This window comes from Leifsonia sp. Ger2509, from assembly GCF_055231915.1.
Window position 1 is genome coordinate 3,000,056 of sequence record NZ_JBUYVB010000003.1, and the last position, 20,791, is coordinate 3,020,846.

The window sequence follows — 20,791 nt, forward strand, 5'->3', positions numbered from 1 at the left end:
GAAATGATCTGGTGGTTGCAAATCGTGCGCCGGTGTGTAACGATACATTCCATCGATCCTGTATCGATACAGACTGGACTCGGCGAAGACCGCGGAGACGAATGGAGACAACGACGTGAACCGCTTGACGCCACAGACGGGGCCCTACTTCGCCGACCCCGCGCTGGTCGCATTCGGAGACAGCTTCTACCTCTATCCGACGACCGACGGCAACGAGAACTGGGACTCGGACAACTTCCGGGTCCTCGGATCGCGCGACCTGCGCGAGTGGACCGATCTGGGGGAGGTGCTCCGGCTCGGCCGCGACGTGCCTTGGGCCGACCGGAACGCCTGGGCGCCGGCGGCGGCATACCGCAACGGTCTCTACTACTTCTACTTCACCGCCGACGACAACATCGGCGTCGCGGTGGCGACCTCGCCGACGGGCCCGTTCCTCGACTCGGGCGCGCCCATCGTCTCGCGCGGCGAGTTCGCGGGCCGCGCGATCGATCCGGCGGTGTTCGTCGACGACGACGGAACGTCGTACCTGATCTGGGGGAACACCGTCGCCCACGTCGCACGGCTCAACAACGACATGGTGTCCATCGACCGGGACTCGGTGACGGCATGGGAGCACCCCACCTTCCGGGAGGCCGCGCACATCCACCGCCGCGGCGACATCTACTACCTGACCTGGTCCGAGAACGACACCCGCGACCCGGCATACCGCGTCCGCTGGGCGACGGGCGAGAGCCCGTTCGGCCCGTGGACCCAACAGGGCGTCCTGCTCGAACAGTCGCCGGCAGAGGGGATCTTCGCCACCGGCCACCACTCGATCCTTCGCGTTCCCGGCACGGACGAGTGGCTCATCGCCTACCACCGATTCGCCGTCCCGGATGGGGACGGCTTCCATCGTGAGATCGTCATCGACGAACTCACCCACTTGCCGTCCGGTGACCTAGCACCGGTGCGAACAAGCGCTGACTCAATCCGTTTGACACAGCCTGCATTACCCGAAACCCTCGACACATAAGAGAAAGCAGAGAGCAATGTCGCTTCACCCAAGCTCCTCGCCGCGCGGCCGCGGCATGAAGAGGACACTCATCGCAGTCTCGGCGATCGCCGCCGCGGCGATCGCGCTCACCGGATGCTCCGCCGGCAGCGGCGTCTCCGGAGGCTCCAAGACCGTCACCTTCCTCTCCTGGGACAACGAGCAGACCATGAAGCCCGTGTTCGCCGAGTTCGAGAAGGAGAACCCGGGCTACACCGTCAAGGCCTCCTACGCCCCGCCGGTCCCGCAGTACATCCAGAAGCTGCAGACGCTGCTCGGCTCCGGCACCGCCCCCGACGTCTTCATCATCACCGCCGAGAACAAGGCGCAGATCATGAGCGGCGGCTTCGCCAAGGACCTGAGCAGCGAGTCCTGGATCTCCAACATCTCGCCGGCCGCCAAGGCCACCTACACCCAGAACGGCAAGGTCTACGGCGCCGCGACGGCCTCCTGGGGTGGAGGCATCCTGATCAACAAGGACCTCCTCGCCAAGGTGGGCTTTACGGACGCGCCCAAGACTTGGCAGGACTTCCTGGACCTCGGCAAGAAGCTCAAGACCGCCGGGATCACGCCCTTCTATGAGGCCGGCGATGGCATCCCGGTCAGCCTCGCCGCGCTTCTCGGCCTGGAGAACGAGAGCCTGGGCGGCACCATGGACCAGCAGATCTGGGCCGGCAAGACCACCTTCCAGAAAACCTGGACCGACGCGCTGAAGACCTGGGACCAGCTGTTCACGCAAGGCGTTGAGCCTCGCCTGGTTGCCGGCCTCACCGGCGACCAGGTGACGCAGCAGTTCGAGCAGGGCAAGGTCGCGATGATCGGGACGGGTTCCTGGGCGCTCGGCGGCATCCAGCAGGCGGCGCCGAGCCTGAAGCTGCAATACCTCGCCGTTCCCAGCACCGACGGCCAGACCTACTGGTGCGGTGCGGTCTCCCCGGGCTACGCGATCAACGCGAAGGCCAAGGATCCGCAGGCCGCCGAGAAGTTCGTGCAGTTCCTTCAGAGCAAGCAGGGCGTCGAGGTCTACCAGAAGCAGACCCAGTCCATCACGACGACCACGGACTTCACCCCGACGCTCGATCCGTCGCTGTCCGACATGTCCAGTGCGGTACGCGCCGGCAAGTTCTACCTGCCCGCGGTGAACTGGCCCACGCACAGTGACCAGATGAGCACCGAAGCCACCGCTCTGCTGCAGCAGATGATCTCGGGCAGCATCACCCCGGAGCAGTTCGCCAAGGGGCTCGACACGAAACTCGACTCGGTCAAGTAGGAGACTCTCGAGAGGTGGCGCCGCCCCCAGGCGCCACCTCTCGAGACATCCCAGGGAGCACAAGGACATGGCCCACGCAACAACCGCGGAACGCCCCACGGTCTTTCGAAACCTGCAAGCCGCGGTTCGAACGCGATCGCGTTTCGCACGCGCTCGAGAGGGATTCGCAGCCTACTGGTTCGTCGTCCCCATCCTCATCGTCTTCGTCGTGCTGTACCTGATCCCGATGGCCCAGTCCATCTATTACAGCTTCACCGACTACAACGGGTACGTCAGCACCCCCGCTTTCGTGGGCTTCAAGAACTACCTCACTATCTGGAAAGACTCCTCGATGGTGTCGGCGTTCGGCTTCACGCTCTTCTACGCGGTCGCGACCACCGTCATCGTGACCGTCCTCGCGATCCCGCTGGCATTGGCGCTCAACCGTCGATTTGTGGGCCGTGGATTCGTCCGCTCGGTCTTTTTCTTCCCAGCCGTACCGAGTGTCGCGATCCTCGGACTGGTGTGGGCCTTCATCCTCAGCCCCCTCGGCTCCGGCGTGATCAACTCGATCATCGGACAGCTCGGAGTGGCCCCGATCCCGTGGCTCTCGAACGAGACGCTCGCTCAAGTGAGTGTGATCATCGTTGCCGTGTGGTCGCAGACCGGTTGGCACGCGATGCTCTATCTGGCCTACCTCCAGGCGCTGCCCTCCGATATCTTCGAGGCGGCCAAGATCGACGGCGCCAACCGCTGGCAGGAGTTCAAGAACCTCACGCTGCCGCTGCTCATTCCGGCCATCACCGTCAGCCAGCTCCTCCTGCTCACGAACGGACTCAAGGTCTACGATCTACCGTTCACCCTCACGCACGGTGGTCCGGGATTCGCCACCCGGACGCTCACCCAGTCGATCATCGAGAACGGCATCGCCCAGTCCGACGTCGGGAAGGCGTCCGCGCTCAGCGTGCTCTTCCTGATCGTCGTCGGGCTGATCATCGTGGGCCAGCTCGCCCTCTCCCGCCGTCTCGAGGAGCGCTACTCATGAAACAGTCACGCGGAATCGTCCTCAGCATCGTGATGATCCCCATCGCGTGCGTCGTCGCCATCCCCTTCTACTACATCCTCGTCAACACGCTGAAAACGCAGCCGGAGACGGCGGCCAACCCGCTCGCGCTGCCGACGCACCTCTTCGTCGGCAACTACCTCCAGGTCTTCGAGACGACGCCGGTGGTGCAGGCCTTCCTGAACACGCTTTACGTGACCGTGATCTCGATCGTGCTCATGCTGCTGATCGGCTCGATGGCGGCGTTCGGTGTGCTGATCGGCAAGGGCAGATTCGCGTCCATCGTCGGCATCGTCCTCGTGATCGCGTTCCTCGTTCCCGGTCAGGCGACGCTGATCCCGCTGTACCGGATGCTCGCCGGCGTGGGGCTCGTGGACTCCCTCAACGGGCTGATCGTCATGTACACCTGCGGTTCGATCTTCTGCTACTTCCTCATCGTCGGATACATGCGCACCTTGCCGACGGAGCTGTTCGAGGCGGCGAAGATCGACGGCGCCGGAGCCTTCCGCGTGTACTGGTCGGTCGCGCTGCCCCTGATCCGTCCCATCCTCGTGACGGTCGGGGTCTTCCAGACGATGTGGGTGTGGAACGACTTCATCACGCCGAACGTGTTCATCAACTCGCCCGAGAAGCAGACCCTCGTGCTGCAGGTCTACACCGCGGTCGGGCAGTTCACGACGAACTGGCCGGCGTTCATGACCTTGAGCGTCATCGTCCTCGTCCCGATGGTGATCTTCTTCATCGTCGCGCAGCGCCAGATCGTGAGCGGGCTGGTCAGCGGCAGCGTCAAAGGATGAGTCAAGGCCGCAGCGGTTCGGACGCGTTCTCAGCGGACCGCGGTCGACTCGCGCGCGACGAGGGTGTACGGGCTCACGAACTCGACAGCTTCCCCGCTCTCGCCATTGATCCGGTCCACCAGAAGGTCGACGGCCTTGGCGGCGATCAGATCCTTCGACGGATTCACACTCGACAGAGAGGGGGTCAGGAACCGGCTGCTCTCGACATCGTCGAAGCCGATCACCTTCACGTCGTCGGGGACCACGATGCCGAGATCGGCCAGGGCCCGCAGGACGCCGAGGGCGACGTAATCGGTCACGCAGAAGACGCCGTCGAAGGCCAGGCCCCCATCAACCGCCTGGTGAACGGCCGCCGAGGCCGCTTCTGGCGAGAACACATCCAGGGTCAGCGTCAACCGAGGGTCCTCTTCGATTCCGGCCTCGGCGAGCGCACGGCGGTATCCGGCGTGGCGCAGGCTCGAGACGTCGGTGTCGTCGCTCAGCGGGCCGTGCACCGCGACGATACGGGTGCACCCGCGCTCGATCAGGTGCCGGACCGCGGCGTAGGCGCCGTCATCATTCGGCATCGCGACATGATCGAGTGGACCACTGAAGATGCGCTCGCCCAGGATCACGACGGGGAAGTCGACGCGGAGCAAGTCCACATCGGACTCGCCCAGCCCGACCGCGCTGAGGATGAGCCCGTCGTACATGCGCAGACGCGACAGGGCCAGCGCGGTCAGCTCGTTCTCACGCGACCGCTCGGTCTGTTCGATCACCACATTGAGGTCGTGACGCCGGCCGTTCTCGATGATCGCGGCACCCAGCTCGCCGAAATACGGGCGATCGACTTCCGGCACGGCCAGACCGATGGTGTGCGTCCTCCCGCGGCGCAGATTGCGTGCGGCGATGTTCACCCGGTAGTCCAAGTCGTCGATCGTCTGCAGGACGCGCGCCCGCGTCGAGTCCTTGACGTGCGGCCTGCTGTTGAGGACGTTCGAGACCGTCATCGGCGAGACTCCCGCGGCCTTCGCGATGTCGCGGATCGTCACCATGCTGTCTCCCCTTCCGGCCCGAGATCGGGCGGTGTTCTTACGTGTTGTATAACGTTACATCTAACGCGGGGCCTACGTCCGGGCATCCGACCGCGTGTGCGGAGTGTGCGATGAGTGCGCCGATCTTCCGGGACCCGGTCTACGACGGGCCGACCGACCCGACCGTCGTCAGGAACAGCCGGACCGGCGACTGGTGGATGTTCTACACCCAGCGACGTACCACCGATCCGGCCGACGGCGCGCGCTGGATCCACGGCACCTCGATCGGAATCGCGACGTCGTCGGACGAAGGAGCCACCTGGCACTACCTCGGAACCGCGGAAGGCCTGGGCCGTGGGGACACGCTCTGGGCCCCCGAGGTCATCGCCGCCGGGGGCCGGTACCGGATGTATCTGACGGTGGTCGACGGTGTCCCGGACTCCTGGACGGGTGCGGAGTCCCACATCGTCGAGTTCGTCAGCGAGGATCTCCTGAACTGGACTCGGGTGGCCGAGATCGACCTCGGCTCCGACCGGGTGATCGACGCGGCGGTCGCGCTGTGCGGAGACGCAAACTGGCGCCTCTGGTACAAGAACGAGCACGACGGCTCCTCGACGTGGTCTGCCGTCAGCCGGGACCTGAGCAGCTGGCGGGTCGAAGGGCGAGCCGTGCCGGCGACCCCGCCGCATGAGGGCCCGAACGTCTTCCGCCTCGGCGGCTGGTATTGGATGATCACCGACGAGTGGCGCGGCCTCGGCGTCCACCGCTCTCACGACGCCCGGGTCTGGCATCGCCAAGAGGTCAACGGCGGACTCATCCTGGACACACCGGGCAGTCATCCGGACGACCTCGAAGTCGGCCATCATGCAGATGCCGTGGTCGTCCCCGCGGCAGCCGGACGCGCGGAGTCTGCGATCCTCTTCTACTTCACCCACCCTCGACGCGACGATCCGAACTGGATCGCGTCACGCACCAGCACCGTGCACGCCGCCCGGCTCACTGTGCGGGACGGGCAGCTGCTTGCCGAACGCGACATCCCTGTTCCGCAGCACCTGCTCCCGGAGGCTGCAGCAGAAGGCACGACCTCAGCGGAAAGGACGATATGAGCCCGAGCTTCGACGGATTCCTCCTGGCCTACTTCCAGAACGGGAACGGCCCGGACTGCGAGCAGATCCGCTTCGCAGTCACCACAGGCCGCGAACCGAACGAGTGGGTGACGATCGCCGACGGCCGTCCCGTGCTCCGTTCGGACGTCGGCGAGAAGGGGGTGCGAGACCCCTTCCTGGCCCGCGACCCGAGGACCGGCTCGTTCGTGCTGATCGCTACCGACCTGCGCACCTTTCCGGACGGGGACTGGACGCGGGCGGTTCGTCACGGAAGCCGTTCCATCGTCATCTGGCAGAGCGACGACCTCCTCACCTGGACACAGCCCCGCCTCGCCCAGATCGCGCCCGCAGAAGCCGGCAACGCCTGGGCGCCCAAAGCGTTCTGGTCCGAGGCCGACAACACCTGGCTGGTCTTCTTCGCCGCTGCATTGTACGAGCCGGGATCGGATCGCGTCGTGCAGGAGCACCAGCAGATCCTCGTGACCGAGACGCCGGACTTCCAGCACTTCAGCCCGGCTCGCTGCTACCTCGACCCGGGCCATGACGTCATCGACGCGACCTTTCTGGAATGGCAGGGAGAGCTCGCCCGGTTCACGGCCGACTCGCTCACCGACGACCCGGAGACGCGTTCCCCGTTCGTTTCTCAGGAACGCGGGGGAGAGTACTTCTCCGCGGACTTCCGCCTGGTCGCTCGTGAGCTCGGGTCGGCGACCCAGGCCCGTGCGGAAGGGCCGGCCGTCTTCGCGGGGATCGACGGTCAGGCGGCATACCTGCTTCTGGACGAGTTCGAGCTCCGCGGCTACCAGCTCTACCGCAGTGCCGAACCACTCGATGGCCTCTGGGAACATCGGGCTGCGGCACGTCTTCCCGAGGGTGCCCGCCACGGCTCGGTGATCCCGATCACCGCAGCCGAGCGCGCGCGGTTGATCGGCCGCTGAATTCGCGTGAATCGGGCGCAGACTGGATGAGGAAAGAGGGCACAGCGTCAGCAGGTCGCCACGGTGAACGGGATCTCGATTCCGATGCGCGAGTTCCAGATCTTCCTCGACAAGCAGCGTGCCGCCACCTTGGCGCGGTACCCGTCGAGCCCGACGGCCGCGACGACGCACCCTTCTGGTCCCGACCGGTCAACGGAGTCACTCCCGCCGGCTACCTCAGACAGGCTGCACTCGCCGACGTCGCCACGACGACCGGCCAGTTCCAGCTCGCCACGACCTCAACGGCGGCCACTCCGGCAAGCGTCTATCAGCAGCTGCGCGGCCACCTCACCGTGCTCCAGCTCGCCGACGCAGCGACGCCCTGCCCCGTGTCCTCGACCAGACCCACATCAGCCGCGAGGTGCTCATGCGCGTCGACGGAGCCTCACAAGCATGGAGTCATGTGGATCGAGGGCGACGGGAATCGCGTCGCCCGTCCGACTGGTTTCGCCTGTCCAGCCCTCCAAAACGTCAAAGTCCCCATCGAGTCCAAGTGCGTCCAGCCGGATGACTCGGGACAGTGGAACCTCGCCGATGTTGAATATGGCCACGATGTCATCGCCGTCCAGGACCGCCGTCCACACGACGTAGTCGAGTTCCCGAAGCACTTCCTTCTGGTTCTCGCGTCGCGAGTTGACATCGAGCATCAGGGGATTCGAGAGCATACGGATCGTCTCGGCAGAGCTTGTCGGCAGATCACCCCCCATGAATAGAGGTGAGCCGCCAATTGCCCACAGTGACAGGAGCGTTCGCTGCTCCTGGAGGCTCAGCAGTGACTGCCTGTCGGCACCCCGTTCGGCGCGGAGCCCGATGTGACCCAGTGGGAGCATGTCAGCGTCCGGCCATGCTCCGACCTGAGAGAGCGGTGCCCAGCGGGCCATTCGCTGGAACTGGTCGAGAACGTCCTGCCAGCGGTCCCAGACATCGTTCGAGATCCGCCACATGGTTGCGCTGTCTCGGAGGTGATCCACAAAATTCGTCGAGACGTCCTCTCCTGGCGAGAGGCTCAGGACGATGGCTGGATTTGCTTTTCGCAATGCCGCCGAAATCGCGGTGATCTCGGCGGTATGGTACGGCCACAGCAGGTCATCCGCCTTGACGAAATCGACGCCCCAGCCGGCGAACATTCGGGCGACTGATTGGTAGTAAGCGGCACCGTCGGGGTGACTCATGTCGATGCCCCAGTAGTCAGTGTTCCAATGGCATGGGCTGTCATAGTTCGCGATGTCGGCGGCGGTGGACGACGTGCCTTCTACCGGCAACCTGCCGGCAGCTGCCCGGCGCGGGACCCCCCGCATCACGTGAAGGCCGAACTTCAGGCCGAGATCGTGGATTGCATCGGCGAGGGGTTTAAATCCCTTGCCGCCCGCCGCCGACGGGAATCGATTCAGGGTTGGCTGAGGGCGCCCAAATTCGTCGAGTACTAGATCGGCATTTTCGTTGTATCCGCCAGCCCGGGCATTCGGTTCGAACCATTGCGCATCGACCACGATCGTGTCCCAGCCGAACTGCAGCAGATGCTCGGACATGAACCGCGCGTTGGCCATCACCTCTTCTTCGGAGATGTTGGTGCCAAACGAGTCCCAGCTGTTCCAACCTCGGGGTGGGACTTGTGGGCGGGAGGAGTTAGTCATGCGGTGCCGCCTTTCGGGACCGAGAAATCGAACATCTCAAACTGGAGTCGAAAAACAAAACGGGAGCCAGTGTGTAACGATACAGGTTTCTTGGGATTAATCGTGTCTTGCCGGTGGGTGCCGATTCGGCCGAGCGAACGCACTGATCGAACGAGAGGCCGAAATCGCTCAGGCCGCGCCCGGAGGAGTCGGATTCTAGATCGGGCGCGCGCGTTCGTGTCGTTTCGAAGCGTGTGGGTAGCGGTTGGGCGTTTCCCGGATCAAGTCGAGGTCTTCGTTGGCCCATCCGGCGTGGAGCCGGGGCTATCGAACCGCCGACTCGTAGTCTTCTCGCGCTACCCTTCGAGTTCTCTCAGACACCTTCCACGCCGGCGAGACAGTCGATACTCTGGCGCTTCCGGTCGCACGATTTCCCCCGAGTCGCTACGCCGGAGCACCTGCACCGTCCCCGGTCGCCGGTCCTGCCCCAAGGGTGGGCGACCGGGGCTCCTTCGCATTGAGCGCGCTGTGCGGCGAAGTGTTTTCTTCCCGGATCCCCACAGCGTCGCCGACGGTTGCGCAATACTGCCACGCCCGCCTCGCCAAGTCATCAGGAAGAGGAGCCCGGTGGGCAGGAGGAGGGGTCGCGCCGGTCAGGGACGATCGTGCCGAGTGGGTCGCGACGCCGGCTCGACGATGTGCGGGGCGAGCTTGGTGCTCTGGCGGATGATCAACTCCGGCGCCGCGAAGTTCTTCGGAGGTATGAGATCGCGTCCTTCGATGTCGGCAATCAATCGCTCGATTGCGCTGGCGCCGAGTTGTGCGAAGTCCTGGCGGACGGTGGTCAACGGTGGTGTGAAATGCTTCGCCTCGGGGATGTCGTCGAAGCCCACGATGCTGAGATCTTCCGGGAGTGACAACCCGAGATCCGCAGCGGCGTGCATGAGACCCAACGCCATCTGGTCGTTCGATGCGAAGACCGCCGTGAACTCCCGTGTACCGAGCAATCTCGTGCCGAGGTCATAGCCCGTGTCGGCAGTCCAGTCGCCGAGGACTGGTGGAATCGTCGGGAGATCGCCTGCGGACATCTCCTCGAGGTAGCCGTGCATGCGCTCCTCGGCCTCGTTCCAGTCCTGCGGACCGGCGATATGAACGATGCGCGTGTGACCGAGGTCGATCAGATGTCGGGTCGCCAGACGCGCGCCCGCCCGCTGGTCGAACGCGACCGCCCGGTCGCCGGGTGTGTCCGGCCACTGCAGGCTGATGAACGGCACCCGGATGGACACCTTCCGCAGCGCGTCGTGCGCGCGCTGCTGCGGCGCGATCACGACCACCCCGTCCACGCCCTGGGCGAGGAAGGCGTCGAGCGCTTCCGTCAGACTGGTCTCGTCCTCGTGCGCCAGGGTCGCTGTGACGATCGCGTAGCCGCGCGCCCGGGCAGCCTCGTCGACCGCGGCCGCCGCACTGAACGGGCCGTAATGCGACCGGGCCGAGACAAGAAGCCCGATCGCCTTCGAACGGGAGGTCGCCAGCGCCCTGGCGGCACTGTTGGGCCGCCAGGAGAGCTCTTCGATGACCTTTCGGACGTGCTCCTCGGTCGAGGGCTTGATGTACCGCTCGCCGTTCAGCACGCGAGACACTGTCTGGCGAGACACTCCGGCGATGCGCGCCACATCGCGGATCGAGAGACGTTTGTCTGACCCGCTGTCGACCTTGTCCGTCATGCTCGCTCCGGGTTCGGACAGTGCGGCCCCGCCGCGAATCGTGGTGCTCTGCTGATCCTAGGCCCGGATGGCTGGCCACCGAGAGCGGGCGAACGAACAATTTTCGGCACGTAGCTTGACTTGAAGGCTGGATGAGGCATAACGTCATACCCGTTCTGGGACCGGTCACATATATCGGACAGCCTAGCGGACGACGAGGACGTCGCAGAAGGAGGACAGCGCGGTGCGAAGCAGCATCTCCGGTTCTCCTCTCGCGCAGACTCGATCGCTCGCCCAGTGACCGTCACTCAGTTCCCTGGTACCCGCACGCACTCCGCGTGCAGACCGCCCCACCCTCGAAGGGAATCACAGTGAAGTTGAAGAGAATCGCGTTCGGAGCGATCGCCCTCGGTGTCGCCGTAACGCTCGCTGCCTGCTCCGGCGGCCGAGCCGGTAGCGGCACGGAGGCCGGCCCGACCGACAACAAGGGCGCGCTCGTGGGCGTCGCCATGCCGACCAAGGTGTCGGAGCGGTGGATCGCCGACGGCAATGCCGTCAAGTCGGACCTCGAGAAGGACGGCTACAAGGTCGACCTCGAGTACGCCAATAACGACATCCCCACCCAGGTCCAGCAGATCAACACCATGATCACCAAGGGCGCCAAGGTGCTGATCGTCGCTTCCATCGATGGCGGCTCCCTCACGGACCAGCTCGACGCCGCCGCCAAGTCCGGCATCAAGGTCATCTCGTACGACCGCCTCCTGACCGGCGACAAGAACGTCGATTACTACGTCTCCTTCGACAACTACAAGGTCGGCGTCTACCAGGCGAACTCGCTGCTGACCGGTCTCGGCGTCCTCGACGCCGACGGGAAGAAGACCGGGGCCAAGGGGCCGTTCAACATCGAGGTGTTCGCGGGCAGCCCCGACGACAACAACGCGACTTTCTTCTACAACGGCGCGATGGACACCCTCAAGCCCTACATCGCCGACGGCACGCTCGTCGTCAAGAGCGGGCAGACCGACTTCAACCAGGTCGCTATCCTGCGCTGGGACCCGGCGACCGCGAAGGCCCGGATGCAGAACCTGATCGCCAAGTCCTACTCCGGCAGCGCGGCGGTGCAGGGCGTGCTCTCGCCGTACGACGGCCTGTCCGACGGCATCCTGAGCGCGCTCGAGGGCGCCGGCTACGGCTCCAGCGGCAAGAAGCTGCCGATCATCACCGGGCAGGACGCCGAGGTCGCCAGTGTCAAGCAGATCATCGCGGGAACCCAGTACTCGACGGTCTACAAGGACACCCGCAAGCTCGCCAACGAGGCGGCCAAGATGGCGAACGACGTCCTCACCGGCACGAAGCCCGAGGTCAACGACACAAAGAGCTATGACAACAAGACCAAGGTCGTGCCGAGCTACCTCTTCCAGCCCGTTGTCGTGACCAAGGACAACTACCAGAAGGTGCTCGTCGACAGCGGCTACTACAAGGCGTCCGACCTCCAGTAGTCCGATCCGGCCGCTGAGGCGGGGCGGGCACGCGTACGACGTGCCCGCCCCGCCCGCGACGAAGCAAGGGAGACAATGTCCAACACGATTCTCGAGATGCGCAACATCTCGAAGACGTTCCCCGGGGTCAAGGCTCTGCAGGATGTCTCGATCTCCATCGAGGAGGGCTCGGTCCACGCCATCTGCGGCGAGAACGGTGCAGGCAAGTCCACGCTGATGAAAGTCCTCTCGGGCGTCTACCCGCACGGCACCTTCGACGGTGAGATCGTACTCGGCGGTGAACCCGTGGAGTTCCGGTCGATCAATGACTCCGAGGCCGCAGGCATCGTGATCATCCACCAGGAGCTGGCGCTCTCGCCGTATCTGTCGATCGCCGAGAACATCTACCTCGGCAACGAGCGCCAGCACAGTGGCTGGATCGACTGGAACGAAACCAACCTCGAAGCCGGAAGACTGCTCGCCCGAGTGGGGTTGCACGACAACCCCATCACGAAGATCAAAGACATCGGCGTCGGCAAGCAGCAGCTGGTGGAGATCGCGAAGGCACTCTCCAAGGAGGTGAAGATCCTCATCCTCGACGAGCCGACGGCCGCCCTCAACGACGACGACTCGGCGCACCTGCTCGACCTGATCCGCCAGCTCCAGAGCCACGGCATCACGTCGATCATCATCAGCCACAAGCTCAACGAGATCAAGGCGATCGCCGACCGCGTCACGATCATCCGCGACGGACGCACCATCGAGACGCTCGAGATGCGCGGGGAGGCGACCAGTGAGGACCGCATCATCAAGGGAATGGTCGGCCGCGACGTCGCCAGCCGGTTCCCGGATCACGTGCCGCACATCGGCGAGGAGCTGCTGCGCATCGAGGACTGGACCGTGCACCACCCGCTCGACCGCAGCCGAAAGGTGGTCGACGGCGCAAACCTGAACGTGCGGGCCGGCGAGATCGTCGGCATCGCCGGGCTGATGGGCGCGGGCCGCACCGAGTTGGCGATGAGCGTCTTCGGTCGCAGCTACGGCGTCGACATCAGCGGTCAGGTCTACAAACGCGGCCAGCCGATCTCCGTCAACACCGTCTCCAAGGCCATCGAGCACGGCATCGCGTATTCGACCGAAGACCGCAAGCACTACGGCCTCAACCTGATCGACGACATCCAGCGCAACGTCTCGATCGCCGCGCTCGACAAGCTCGTGGACTGGCTCAAGTTCGTCAACGATCACAAGGAGCGGATCGTCGCCGAGGGCTACCGCAAGACGATGAACATCAAGACGCCCAGCGTCTCGACGCTCACCGGCAAGCTCTCCGGCGGCAACCAGCAGAAGGTCGTGCTCTCGAAGTGGATGTACGCCGACCCGGATGTGCTGATCCTCGACGAGCCGACCCGCGGGATCGATGTCGGGGCGAAATACGAGATCTACACGATCATCGACCGCCTCGCCGACGCCGGTAAAGGCATCATCGTGATCTCCTCCGAGCTGCCCGAGCTGCTCGGCATCTGCGACCGCATCTACACCCTGAGCGAGGGACGGATCACCGCCGACGTCCCCCGCGAGGAGGCAACCGCCGAATACCTCATGCAATTCATGACCCAGGAACGCGAGAAGACCACAGAATGAAATCGCTCACGAACGCCTTCAACTACCTGACGGGCCAGCTCCGACAGATCGGCCTTTTCATCGCGCTGATCGTGATCGTGCTGTTCTTCCAGATCACGACGGCAGGCATCACTCTCGCGCCGATCAACGTCACCAACCTCATCGTCCAGAACAGCTACATCCTGATCCTGGCAGTCGGCATGGTCATGGTCATCATCGCCGGACACATCGACCTCTCGGTCGGCAGCGTGGTCGCGTTCATCGGCGCGATGGCGGGAGTGATGATCTCGCAGTGGCATCTGCCGTGGCCGTTGGCCGTCATCCTCTGCCTGGTCCTCGGCGCCCTGGTCGGAGCGTGGCAGGGATACTGGGTCGCCTACTTCGGCATTCCCGCCTTCATCGTCACCCTCGCCGGCATGCTCGTCTTCCGCGGTGCCGCTCAGATCGCCCTGGGCAACCAGCAGATCTCCTTCTTTCCGAAGGAGTTCCGCGCGCTCGGCTCAGGCTTCCTGCCGGCCTTCGGGACCTCCGGCTACGAGCCGCTCACCCTCATCCTCGGGGTACTGGCGTCGATCGCCATCGTTGCGACGTCGGCCCGGCAGCGGTTTCTGCGCCGCAAGTACGACTTGGAGGACGAGCCGCTCTGGTGGTTCCTCCTGAAGCTGGTCTTCCTCGTCGGCCTGGTGCTCACAGTCACGCTGCTGCTGGCCAGCTACAACGGAACGCCGATCGTGCTCATCATCCTCGGAGTGCTTGTCGTCGGCTACACGGCGTTGATGAACCGTTCGGTGTTCGGGCGTCACATCTACGCGATCGGCGGAAACCTCGCCGCCGCGGCTCTCTCCGGCGTCAAGACCAAGCGAGTGACGTTCCTGCTGTTCATCAACATGGGCGTGATCTCTGCGATCGCCGGACTCGTCTTCACCGCCGGGCTCAACCTTGCCAGCCCCAGTGCAGGCAATGGATTCGAGCTGGACGCCATCTCCGCCGTCTTCATCGGTGGAGCGGCGGTTACCGGGGGCATCGGAACGGTTCCTGGAGCGATCATCGGCGGCCTGATCATCGGCGTGCTCAACAACGGCATGTCCATCCTCGGCATCGACAGCGATGTCCAGCAACTGATCAAGGGCCTGGTGCTGCTTGCGGCCGTCGCCTTCGATGTCTTCAACAAGCGGAGGTCATTAGGTCGCTGATAGCCCGAAGCCGTGGACCACATCCACCCGGTCGCATGGATTTCGCTCTCGGTGGTCGGTTGCTCTGATGGAAGACCAACAGAGGTCAGGCGGACTCACGCACAACAAGTTCCGCCTGGGTCTCTGGACCAGCGGCCGGGCCGGCGAGGTCAGCTGGTACTCGGGCACCGGATCGCAATGCGGCGCCGACGACTATCGCAGCCACGTCGTCGTTGTATGCGACAACCCCTGTGATGCCTGAACGCAGCCAGCGGCCTGACACAATTCCGGCCCAAGACAGTCTTCCGCATGAACCGGAACTACGCGGGCTCTTCCGAGCGCATGGCCGATCCTCGTGCCTTCCCTGGCGGCCACTCGCTAGAGGCCTTCCCGAGGACGCTCATCCTGGATGCGGACAGGGACACGCTGCGAGCCTCCGGCAGCGCCTTCGCCAGGGAGCTTCGAAATGCCGAGGTGCCCACTACGCACGTCGTGATCCGCGATTCCACCCACGGCTTCTTCGACAGGCCGAAGCATCCCTCGTTCTCCGCCGGCACCTCAGCGGCTTCGCAATGGCTTCGCACAACAGAGGAGGAACCCCTCCCGTGAGTCCATCCTGGCAACGCCGCACCTGCCATTGCTTATTCGGGGCCATGGCGCGTCTATTCGAACCGGTCTGATGCTCGACATCGTGCGAGACGGAGGACTTTCGGCACTTGCCCGGCTGTGCCGTCCCTGACACCGTGGGCGAGTCAGGTTGAAACGATCGGAGCCCACCGTGACACATCACGTCACGAGTATTCACTCGTGCGACGCGTCGACCGGGGCGACGGCGTGACCAGCCGCGCCGCCCGGATCCGGCCGCGTAAGGGCGGCATCGTCCGCCTCGCCCTGCGCTACTGGGTGATCTCGCTCACCCTCGTGGTCGGTCTGATCTGTGGTGTGTTCGCTCTCCTCGGATACACCACGGTCGCGGCCTGGATCGCCGGCGGATACGCGCTCGCCGCGGCAGCCGGTTACGCCATCCGGATGATCCGGTCATTGGCGGCCGGAAGGTTCGGCATCGACATCCTGGCGGTGATGGCGATCGTTGCCACCGTTCTCGTGGGGGAGGTCGTCGCAGCGCTCATCGTGGTGCTGATGATGAGCGGAGGGACGGCGCTCGAGGACTTCGCCACCCGGCGGGCGCGCCATGAGATCGACGCGCTCCTCGAACGCGATCCACGGGTCGCCCACCGTTACGAGGACGACGCGGTCGTCGATGTCCCGATCGACGGCGTGGGAATCGGCGATGAACTGCTCGTGCGACCATCCGAGGTCGTGCCCGTCGATGGAGTGCTCGTCACAGAGGAGGCCGCACTGGACCTGTCGCCGATCACCGGCGAGAGCATTCCGGCGGAGAAGCAGGAAGGAGATGAGATTCTCAGCGGCTCGATCAACGGCCCGGTGGCGATCCGCGTGCGAGCGACGGCTGTCGCCGCCGACAGCCAGTACCAGCAGATCGTGGCCCTCGTCGCGGGTGCGGCGCGAAGCAAAGCTCACGTCGTGCGGCTCGCTGATCGTTACGCCGTGCCGTTCACGATCTTCTCGGTCCTTCTTGCCGGCGTCGCCTGGTTCGTCAGCGGCGACCCCGTGCGGTTCGCGGAGGTCCTCGTGCTCGCGACGCCATGCCCGCTCCTCATCGCGGCGCCTGTCGCATTCATCGGCGGTATGAGTCGGGCGGCACGGGAAGGAATCATCGTGCGCAACGGAGGCGTCTTCGAGCGCCTGTCGAATGCGCAGACGGTGGTATTCGACAAGACGGGAACACTGACCTCGGGGCACCCTGTGCTGCGCGGGCTGCGCCCCGCGCCCGGTTTCACAGACGATGAGCTCCTCGCCTTGACGGCGAGCGCGGAACAGTACTCGTCGCACGTCCTTGCCGCGTCAGTCGTCCAAGCGGCGAGAGACCGGTCCGTTCCGCTCAGGCCGACGGAGTCGGCGCAGGAACGGGCGACGGATGGGGTGTACGCCGATGTGGACGGCCGGCAGGTCGCCGTCGGCAAGCTTCGCTTCGTGAAAGTCCACGCACCCGACGCGAGCGAGGAGAAGACGGCCGTCGGTGAGCTCGCCATCTATGTCGGAGTCGACGGCGTGTATGCGGGCGCACTGATCGAACGCGATTCGCCCCGCGCCGATGCGGTCGAGACCTTGGATCGTCTGCGCGGACAGGGCATCCGTCATCTCGAACTCCTCACCGGCGACACGACGGAGACCGCGGCAGCGATCGCGGCCGATCTCGGCATCGACCGTTTCCGCGCGGAGTGCCTCCCTGCCGACAAGGTGCAACATGTTGCGGCGATCCAGGAGCGGCCCGTCGTGATGGTCGGCGACGGTGTCAACGATGCTCCCGTACTGGCCCGCGCAGATGTCGGAATTGCGATGGGTGCGAGAGGGGCGACGGCGGCGAGCGAGTCGGCTGACGTCGTTCTGCTCATCGATGAGATCGGCGGCGTCGCGAGCGCGGTGACCATCGGGCGTGACACCGTCCGCATCGCCGTGCAGAGCATCTGGATCGGTATCGCCGCCTCCGTCGTGCTGATGGTGATCGCGGCTTTCGGTGTGATCCCGGCCACGATCGGCGCCCTGCTCCAGGAAGGTGTCGACCTGGCGACCATCCTCGCGGCCCTGCGTGCCAACGGGCGCTCTAGACGGTGAGCAGCACTTTGGTGGCGCGGCGCTCGTCCATCGCACGATAACCCTCGGCCGCCTCCTCGAGGGGAAGGGTGAGGTCGAACACGGTTCCGGGATCGATCTCGCGGTCCCAGATTCGCTGGATGAGGTCGGGCAGGAAGCGGCGAACGGGCGCCGGTCCGCCGTGCAGGTGTACGGCGGTGAAGAACAGCTCGTCGCCGGCCAGTTCGACGTCGTGGGAGACCCCGACGTAGCCGACGTGGCCACCGGGGCGTGTCGAGCGGATGGCCTGCATCATCGACTCCTGCGTGCCGACCGCCTCGATCACCGAGTGCGCGCCGAGTCCGTCGGTGAGTTCCTTGATCCTCGCGACGCCGGCATCGCCGCGCTCCTCGACGATGTCTGTGGCGCCGAACTCGCGGGCGAGCGCTTGACGGTCAGCGTGGCGTGACATGGCGATGATTCGCTCGGCCCCCAGCTGCTTGGCGGCAAGGATTCCGAGCAGTCCGACCGCCCCGTCGCCGACCACGGCGACGGTCTTGCCGGGTCCGGCCTCTGCGGCCACGGCGGCGAACCACCCGGTGCCGAGCACGTCCGATGCAGCCAGAAGGGAAGGGATCAGGTCGGGGGATGGCTGACCCGGGGTGGCCACGAGTGTGCCGTCGGCGAGGGGGATGCGGGCGTATTCGGCCTGGGTGCCGATGGCGCCGATGGGCTCGGCGTGCACGCAGCGGGACTGGTACCCGGCCTGGCAGATTTCGCAGGTGTTGTCGGAGGCGAAGAAGGAGCCGACGACGAAGTCGCCGACCGCGATGTTCTTCACGGCCGTGCCGATCTCGGTGACCACGCCGACGTACTCGTGGCCCATCGGCGTGTGGTCGGCGGGCTCGAGGCCGCGGTACGGCCAGAGGTCGGACCCGCAGATACAGGATGCGGTCAGGCGGATGATCGCGTCGGTGGGTTCGATGATGGTCGGGTTCTCCCGCTCTTCGACGCGCACGTCGCCGGGGGCGTACATGATGACTCCACGCATTGTGTGGTTCTCCTTCAGTTGGTGATGGTCGAGGGGGTGCGGATCGGTGCGCGATCCGCGGGGTGAGTGGTGGGCGAGGTGCGGCGGGCAGACAGCACCAGTGCGCCGGCCGCAAGAAGCACGCCGACGAGGGTGACGACGCCGAGGGGAAGAACGCTGGCGGCGCCCGCGATACCGACCAGCGGAGCGGCGATGCCTCCGAAGCCGAACCGGACCATCCCGAGCAGGGACGACGCGGTGCCGGCGATCCGTGGATATCCGCCAAGAGCCAGGGTCGTGGCGGGCGGAGAGGAGATCGCCACACCGCTCGCCAACGCGAAGAGAGCGATGAGCACGAACCACAGAGGCATCGTCGCCAGGCCCGATACCAGCAGCATTGCCGCACCGACTCCCGCGACCACGACACCCACGACGAGGGTCCCCTGGATGCTCCACTTCTCGGCGCTGCGACCCGCCAGATAGCCGAACACCATGAAGCCCGCCGAGTTGAGGCCGAACGCAAGAGCGTAGGACTGCGGGGAGAGGCCGTAGATGTCCTGGAGGACGAAGGTCGCCCCCGCGAGGTAGGCGAAGAGCGCAGCGTAGAGGAAGCCCTGGTTCAGGACCGCACCGAGGAAGACCCGGTCGGCGACCAGCGTCCGGAAGTCCCGGAGGGTGGTCGCCCAGCCGCCGGAGGTTCGCTCGGCGGGGGGCAGGGTCTCGCGAAACAGAGCGAGGGTCGTGGCGAGGATGGCGGCGCCGATCACGGCGAGGCCGATGAACAGTCCGCGCCAGTCGAGGAAGGTGGTGAGAAGTCCACCCAGGAGCGGGCCGACGATGGCGGCCAGTCCGCCCACGACGGTGAGCCGCCCGTAGAAGCGGATCAGTTCGCCCCCGGCGTAGACGTCCCTGCCCGCAGCCTGTGCGATCACGATCCCCACGCCCCCCGCAAGTCCTTGCACCAGACGCGCGACGATGAGGAACTCGACGGTCGGGCTCGCTGCGCAGAGTGCAGAGACGACGATGTAGGCGCAGATGCCGATCAGCAGGATGCCCCGTCGTCCGAGTCGGTCGGAGAGCGGGCCTGCGATGAGCTGACCGGCGGCCAGGCCGATCAAACATGCGGTGACCGTCAGCTGTGCGATCGAGGTCGCCGCGCCGAGCTCCCTCGTCAGCGCGGGCAGCGCCGGCAGGTACAGGTCCATCGAGATCGGTCCGAAGACGGTCAGCACCAGCAGCAGGGTCGAAAAGAGTCGGCCGAACGTCCGGGCGGTCGGCTGGGGCGGAGTGAACATACCAACAGCTTCCCCGGCACGTCGCCGCAGTGGGAGTCTCTGACAAGGGGTGTACCGCGAGGGACTCCCTCCCAGCACGGCATCGGCCTAGCCTTTCCTCATGGACAACCGAGCCGAGATCCGCGACTTCCTTATGAGTCGCCGCGCACGGGTCACGCCTGCGGCGGCAGGGCTCAGCGCGGGCGGCAATCGGCGCGTCGCGGGTCTTCGGCGCAGCGAGGTGGCCGAGTTGGCCGGAGTGAGCGTGGAGTACTACGCCAAGCTGGAGCGCGGCGCGATCGCCGGTGCCTCCGCATCCGTGCTGGATTCCCTAGCGAACGCTCTGCAGCTGGACGACACGGAACGTGCGCACCTGCTCGATCTCGCGCGCGCGGCAGACGGCGTCTCCTCCAGCAGCCGCGCGCGACGTCGTGGCGTCAAGGTGACCGGCCCGCGCCCGGCACTGCAGTGGGCGCTCGACTCGATCACCGACGCGGTCGCGTTCGTGCGCGATCCCAGGCAGAACCTTCTCGCCACGAACGAGCTCGGCCGCGCCTTCTACTCACCGGTCATCGGCGACGGTGGGCGCATCCCCAATCTGGCCCGATTCCAGTTTCTCGACCCGGTTGCGCGCGACTTCTATCCGGACTGGGACCGCTTCGCGGAGATGTGCGTCGCGATCATCCGCGCAGAGGCCGGGCGGGATCCCCACGACAAGGCGCTCCAGGATCTCGTCGGCGAGCTCTCGACCCGCAGTGAGACGTTCCGCCGGCTCTGGGCGGCCCACGACGTCCGGACCCACGGGGCGGGCACGAAACGCTTCGTGCACCCGGTCGTCGGTGAGCTCGTGCTCGCGTACGAGGAGTTCGCCGTCACCGCAGAGACCGGAAACGTGATGCTGATCTATGCGGCGGAGCCCGGTTCGGATTCGGCCGAACGTCTCCGACTGCTCGGCTCCTGGGCCGCCGAGCAGAAGTCCCTCGACCGTGAAGCGGTGGACTGAAGGGTACG

The 20,791-nt window shown here is 65.6% G+C and carries 18 protein-coding genes; 13 read left to right on the top strand and 5 right to left on the bottom strand.

From position 1 onward, the window contains the following. Positions 1 to 115 precede the first annotated feature (115 nt). The 4 genes from ACV7NN_RS14480 (at position 116) to ACV7NN_RS14495 (ending at position 4,139) form a co-directional block, all read left to right on the top strand. Entirely contained in the window at positions 116 to 1,012 is an 897-nt protein-coding gene (locus tag ACV7NN_RS14480; protein ID WP_463350272.1) for a family 43 glycosylhydrolase, read from the top strand. A 55-nt stretch (positions 1,013 to 1,067) separates the two neighbouring features. Next, complete coding sequence (locus ACV7NN_RS14485) at positions 1,068 to 2,300, top strand: ABC transporter substrate-binding protein (protein WP_463350273.1); 1,233 nt, start codon at positions 1,068 to 1,070, stop codon at positions 2,298 to 2,300. Between the two features lie 67 nt (positions 2,301 to 2,367). Next, positions 2,368 to 3,324: a carbohydrate ABC transporter permease gene (locus ACV7NN_RS14490; protein ID WP_463350274.1), complete on the top strand. Its 957-nt coding sequence runs from the start codon at positions 2,368 to 2,370 to the stop codon at positions 3,322 to 3,324. After that, entirely contained in the window at positions 3,321 to 4,139 is an 819-nt protein-coding gene (locus ACV7NN_RS14495; RefSeq protein ID WP_463350275.1) for a carbohydrate ABC transporter permease, read from the top strand. Before ACV7NN_RS14490 ends, ACV7NN_RS14495 begins: the two co-directional genes overlap by 4 nt. 29 nt (positions 4,140 to 4,168) lie before the next feature. Here the strand turns inward: ACV7NN_RS14495 and ACV7NN_RS14500 are convergent, their stop codons facing one another. Continuing rightward, positions 4,169 to 5,173, bottom strand: a complete 1,005-nt coding sequence (locus ACV7NN_RS14500) for a LacI family DNA-binding transcriptional regulator (RefSeq protein WP_463350276.1) — start codon at positions 5,171 to 5,173, stop codon at positions 4,169 to 4,171. Positions 5,174 to 5,283: 110 nt separating this feature from the next. Here ACV7NN_RS14500 and ACV7NN_RS14505 point away from each other — a divergent pair, with 110 nt between their 5' ends. Together ACV7NN_RS14505 and ACV7NN_RS14510 are read left to right on the top strand one after the other, a co-directional pair. After that, entirely contained in the window at positions 5,284 to 6,258 is a 975-nt protein-coding gene (locus ACV7NN_RS14505) for a family 43 glycosylhydrolase (RefSeq protein ID WP_463350277.1), read from the top strand. After that, positions 6,255 to 7,196, top strand: a complete 942-nt coding sequence (locus ACV7NN_RS14510) for a glycoside hydrolase family 43 protein (RefSeq protein WP_463350278.1) — start codon at positions 6,255 to 6,257, stop codon at positions 7,194 to 7,196. Before ACV7NN_RS14505 ends, ACV7NN_RS14510 begins: the two co-directional genes overlap by 4 nt. A gap of 404 nt (positions 7,197 to 7,600) precedes the next feature. Here ACV7NN_RS14510 and ACV7NN_RS14515 read toward each other — a convergent pair whose 3' ends face one another. Together ACV7NN_RS14515 and ACV7NN_RS14520 are read right to left on the bottom strand one after the other, a co-directional pair. Beyond that, entirely contained in the window at positions 7,601 to 8,869 is a 1,269-nt protein-coding gene (locus ACV7NN_RS14515; protein ID WP_463350279.1) for an alpha-galactosidase, read from the bottom strand. A gap of 632 nt (positions 8,870 to 9,501) precedes the next feature. Then, positions 9,502 to 10,572, bottom strand: coding sequence for a LacI family DNA-binding transcriptional regulator (locus ACV7NN_RS14520; RefSeq protein WP_463350280.1), 1,071 nt, complete (start codon positions 10,570 to 10,572; stop codon positions 9,502 to 9,504). A gap of 350 nt (positions 10,573 to 10,922) precedes the next feature. On the opposite strand from ACV7NN_RS14520, the gene chvE reads away from it, so the two are divergent. The 6 genes from chvE to ACV7NN_RS14550 all read left to right on the top strand — a co-directional run bounded on the left by chvE (position 10,923) and on the right by ACV7NN_RS14550 (position 17,518). Beyond that, the gene (gene chvE, locus ACV7NN_RS14525; RefSeq protein ID WP_463350281.1) at positions 10,923 to 12,050 is read left to right on the top strand and encodes a multiple monosaccharide ABC transporter substrate-binding protein; all 1,128 of its coding nucleotides are present in this window, start codon (positions 10,923 to 10,925) and stop codon (positions 12,048 to 12,050) included. A gap of 75 nt (positions 12,051 to 12,125) precedes the next feature. Further along, positions 12,126 to 13,670 (top strand): multiple monosaccharide ABC transporter ATP-binding protein, encoded by a 1,545-nt coding sequence (mmsA, locus tag ACV7NN_RS14530; protein ID WP_463350283.1) that lies wholly within the window; start codon positions 12,126 to 12,128, stop codon positions 13,668 to 13,670. After that, positions 13,667 to 14,842, top strand: coding sequence for a multiple monosaccharide ABC transporter permease (gene mmsB, locus ACV7NN_RS14535; protein ID WP_463350284.1), 1,176 nt, complete (start codon positions 13,667 to 13,669; stop codon positions 14,840 to 14,842). Before mmsA ends, mmsB begins: the two co-directional genes overlap by 4 nt. Positions 14,843 to 14,909: 67 nt before the next feature. Continuing rightward, positions 14,910 to 15,083, top strand: a complete 174-nt coding sequence (locus ACV7NN_RS14540; protein ID WP_463350285.1) for a hypothetical protein — start codon at positions 14,910 to 14,912, stop codon at positions 15,081 to 15,083. Positions 15,084 to 15,097: 14 nt separating this feature from the next. Then, complete coding sequence (locus ACV7NN_RS14545) at positions 15,098 to 15,430, top strand: alpha/beta hydrolase (RefSeq protein ID WP_463351302.1); 333 nt, start codon at positions 15,098 to 15,100, stop codon at positions 15,428 to 15,430. Between the two features lie 198 nt (positions 15,431 to 15,628). Next, on the top strand, positions 15,629 to 17,518 hold the full coding sequence (locus ACV7NN_RS14550; protein WP_463350286.1) for a heavy metal translocating P-type ATPase: 1,890 nt from the start codon (positions 15,629 to 15,631) through the stop codon (positions 17,516 to 17,518). On the opposite strand, the gene ACV7NN_RS14555 is transcribed toward ACV7NN_RS14550, so the two are convergent. Beyond that, positions 17,508 to 18,527: a zinc-dependent alcohol dehydrogenase family protein gene (locus tag ACV7NN_RS14555; RefSeq protein ID WP_463350287.1), complete on the bottom strand. Its 1,020-nt coding sequence runs from the start codon at positions 18,525 to 18,527 to the stop codon at positions 17,508 to 17,510. The two genes, ACV7NN_RS14550 and ACV7NN_RS14555, sit on opposite strands and share 11 nt — an antisense overlap. A gap of 14 nt (positions 18,528 to 18,541) precedes the next feature. Next, entirely contained in the window at positions 18,542 to 19,801 is a 1,260-nt protein-coding gene (locus tag ACV7NN_RS14560) for a multidrug effflux MFS transporter (protein ID WP_463350288.1), read from the bottom strand. Between the two features lie 100 nt (positions 19,802 to 19,901). Between ACV7NN_RS14560 and ACV7NN_RS14565 the strand changes: the two genes are divergently transcribed. Then, entirely contained in the window at positions 19,902 to 20,783 is an 882-nt protein-coding gene (locus tag ACV7NN_RS14565; protein ID WP_463350289.1) for a helix-turn-helix transcriptional regulator, read from the top strand. Positions 20,784 to 20,791: the final 8 nt, after the last annotated feature.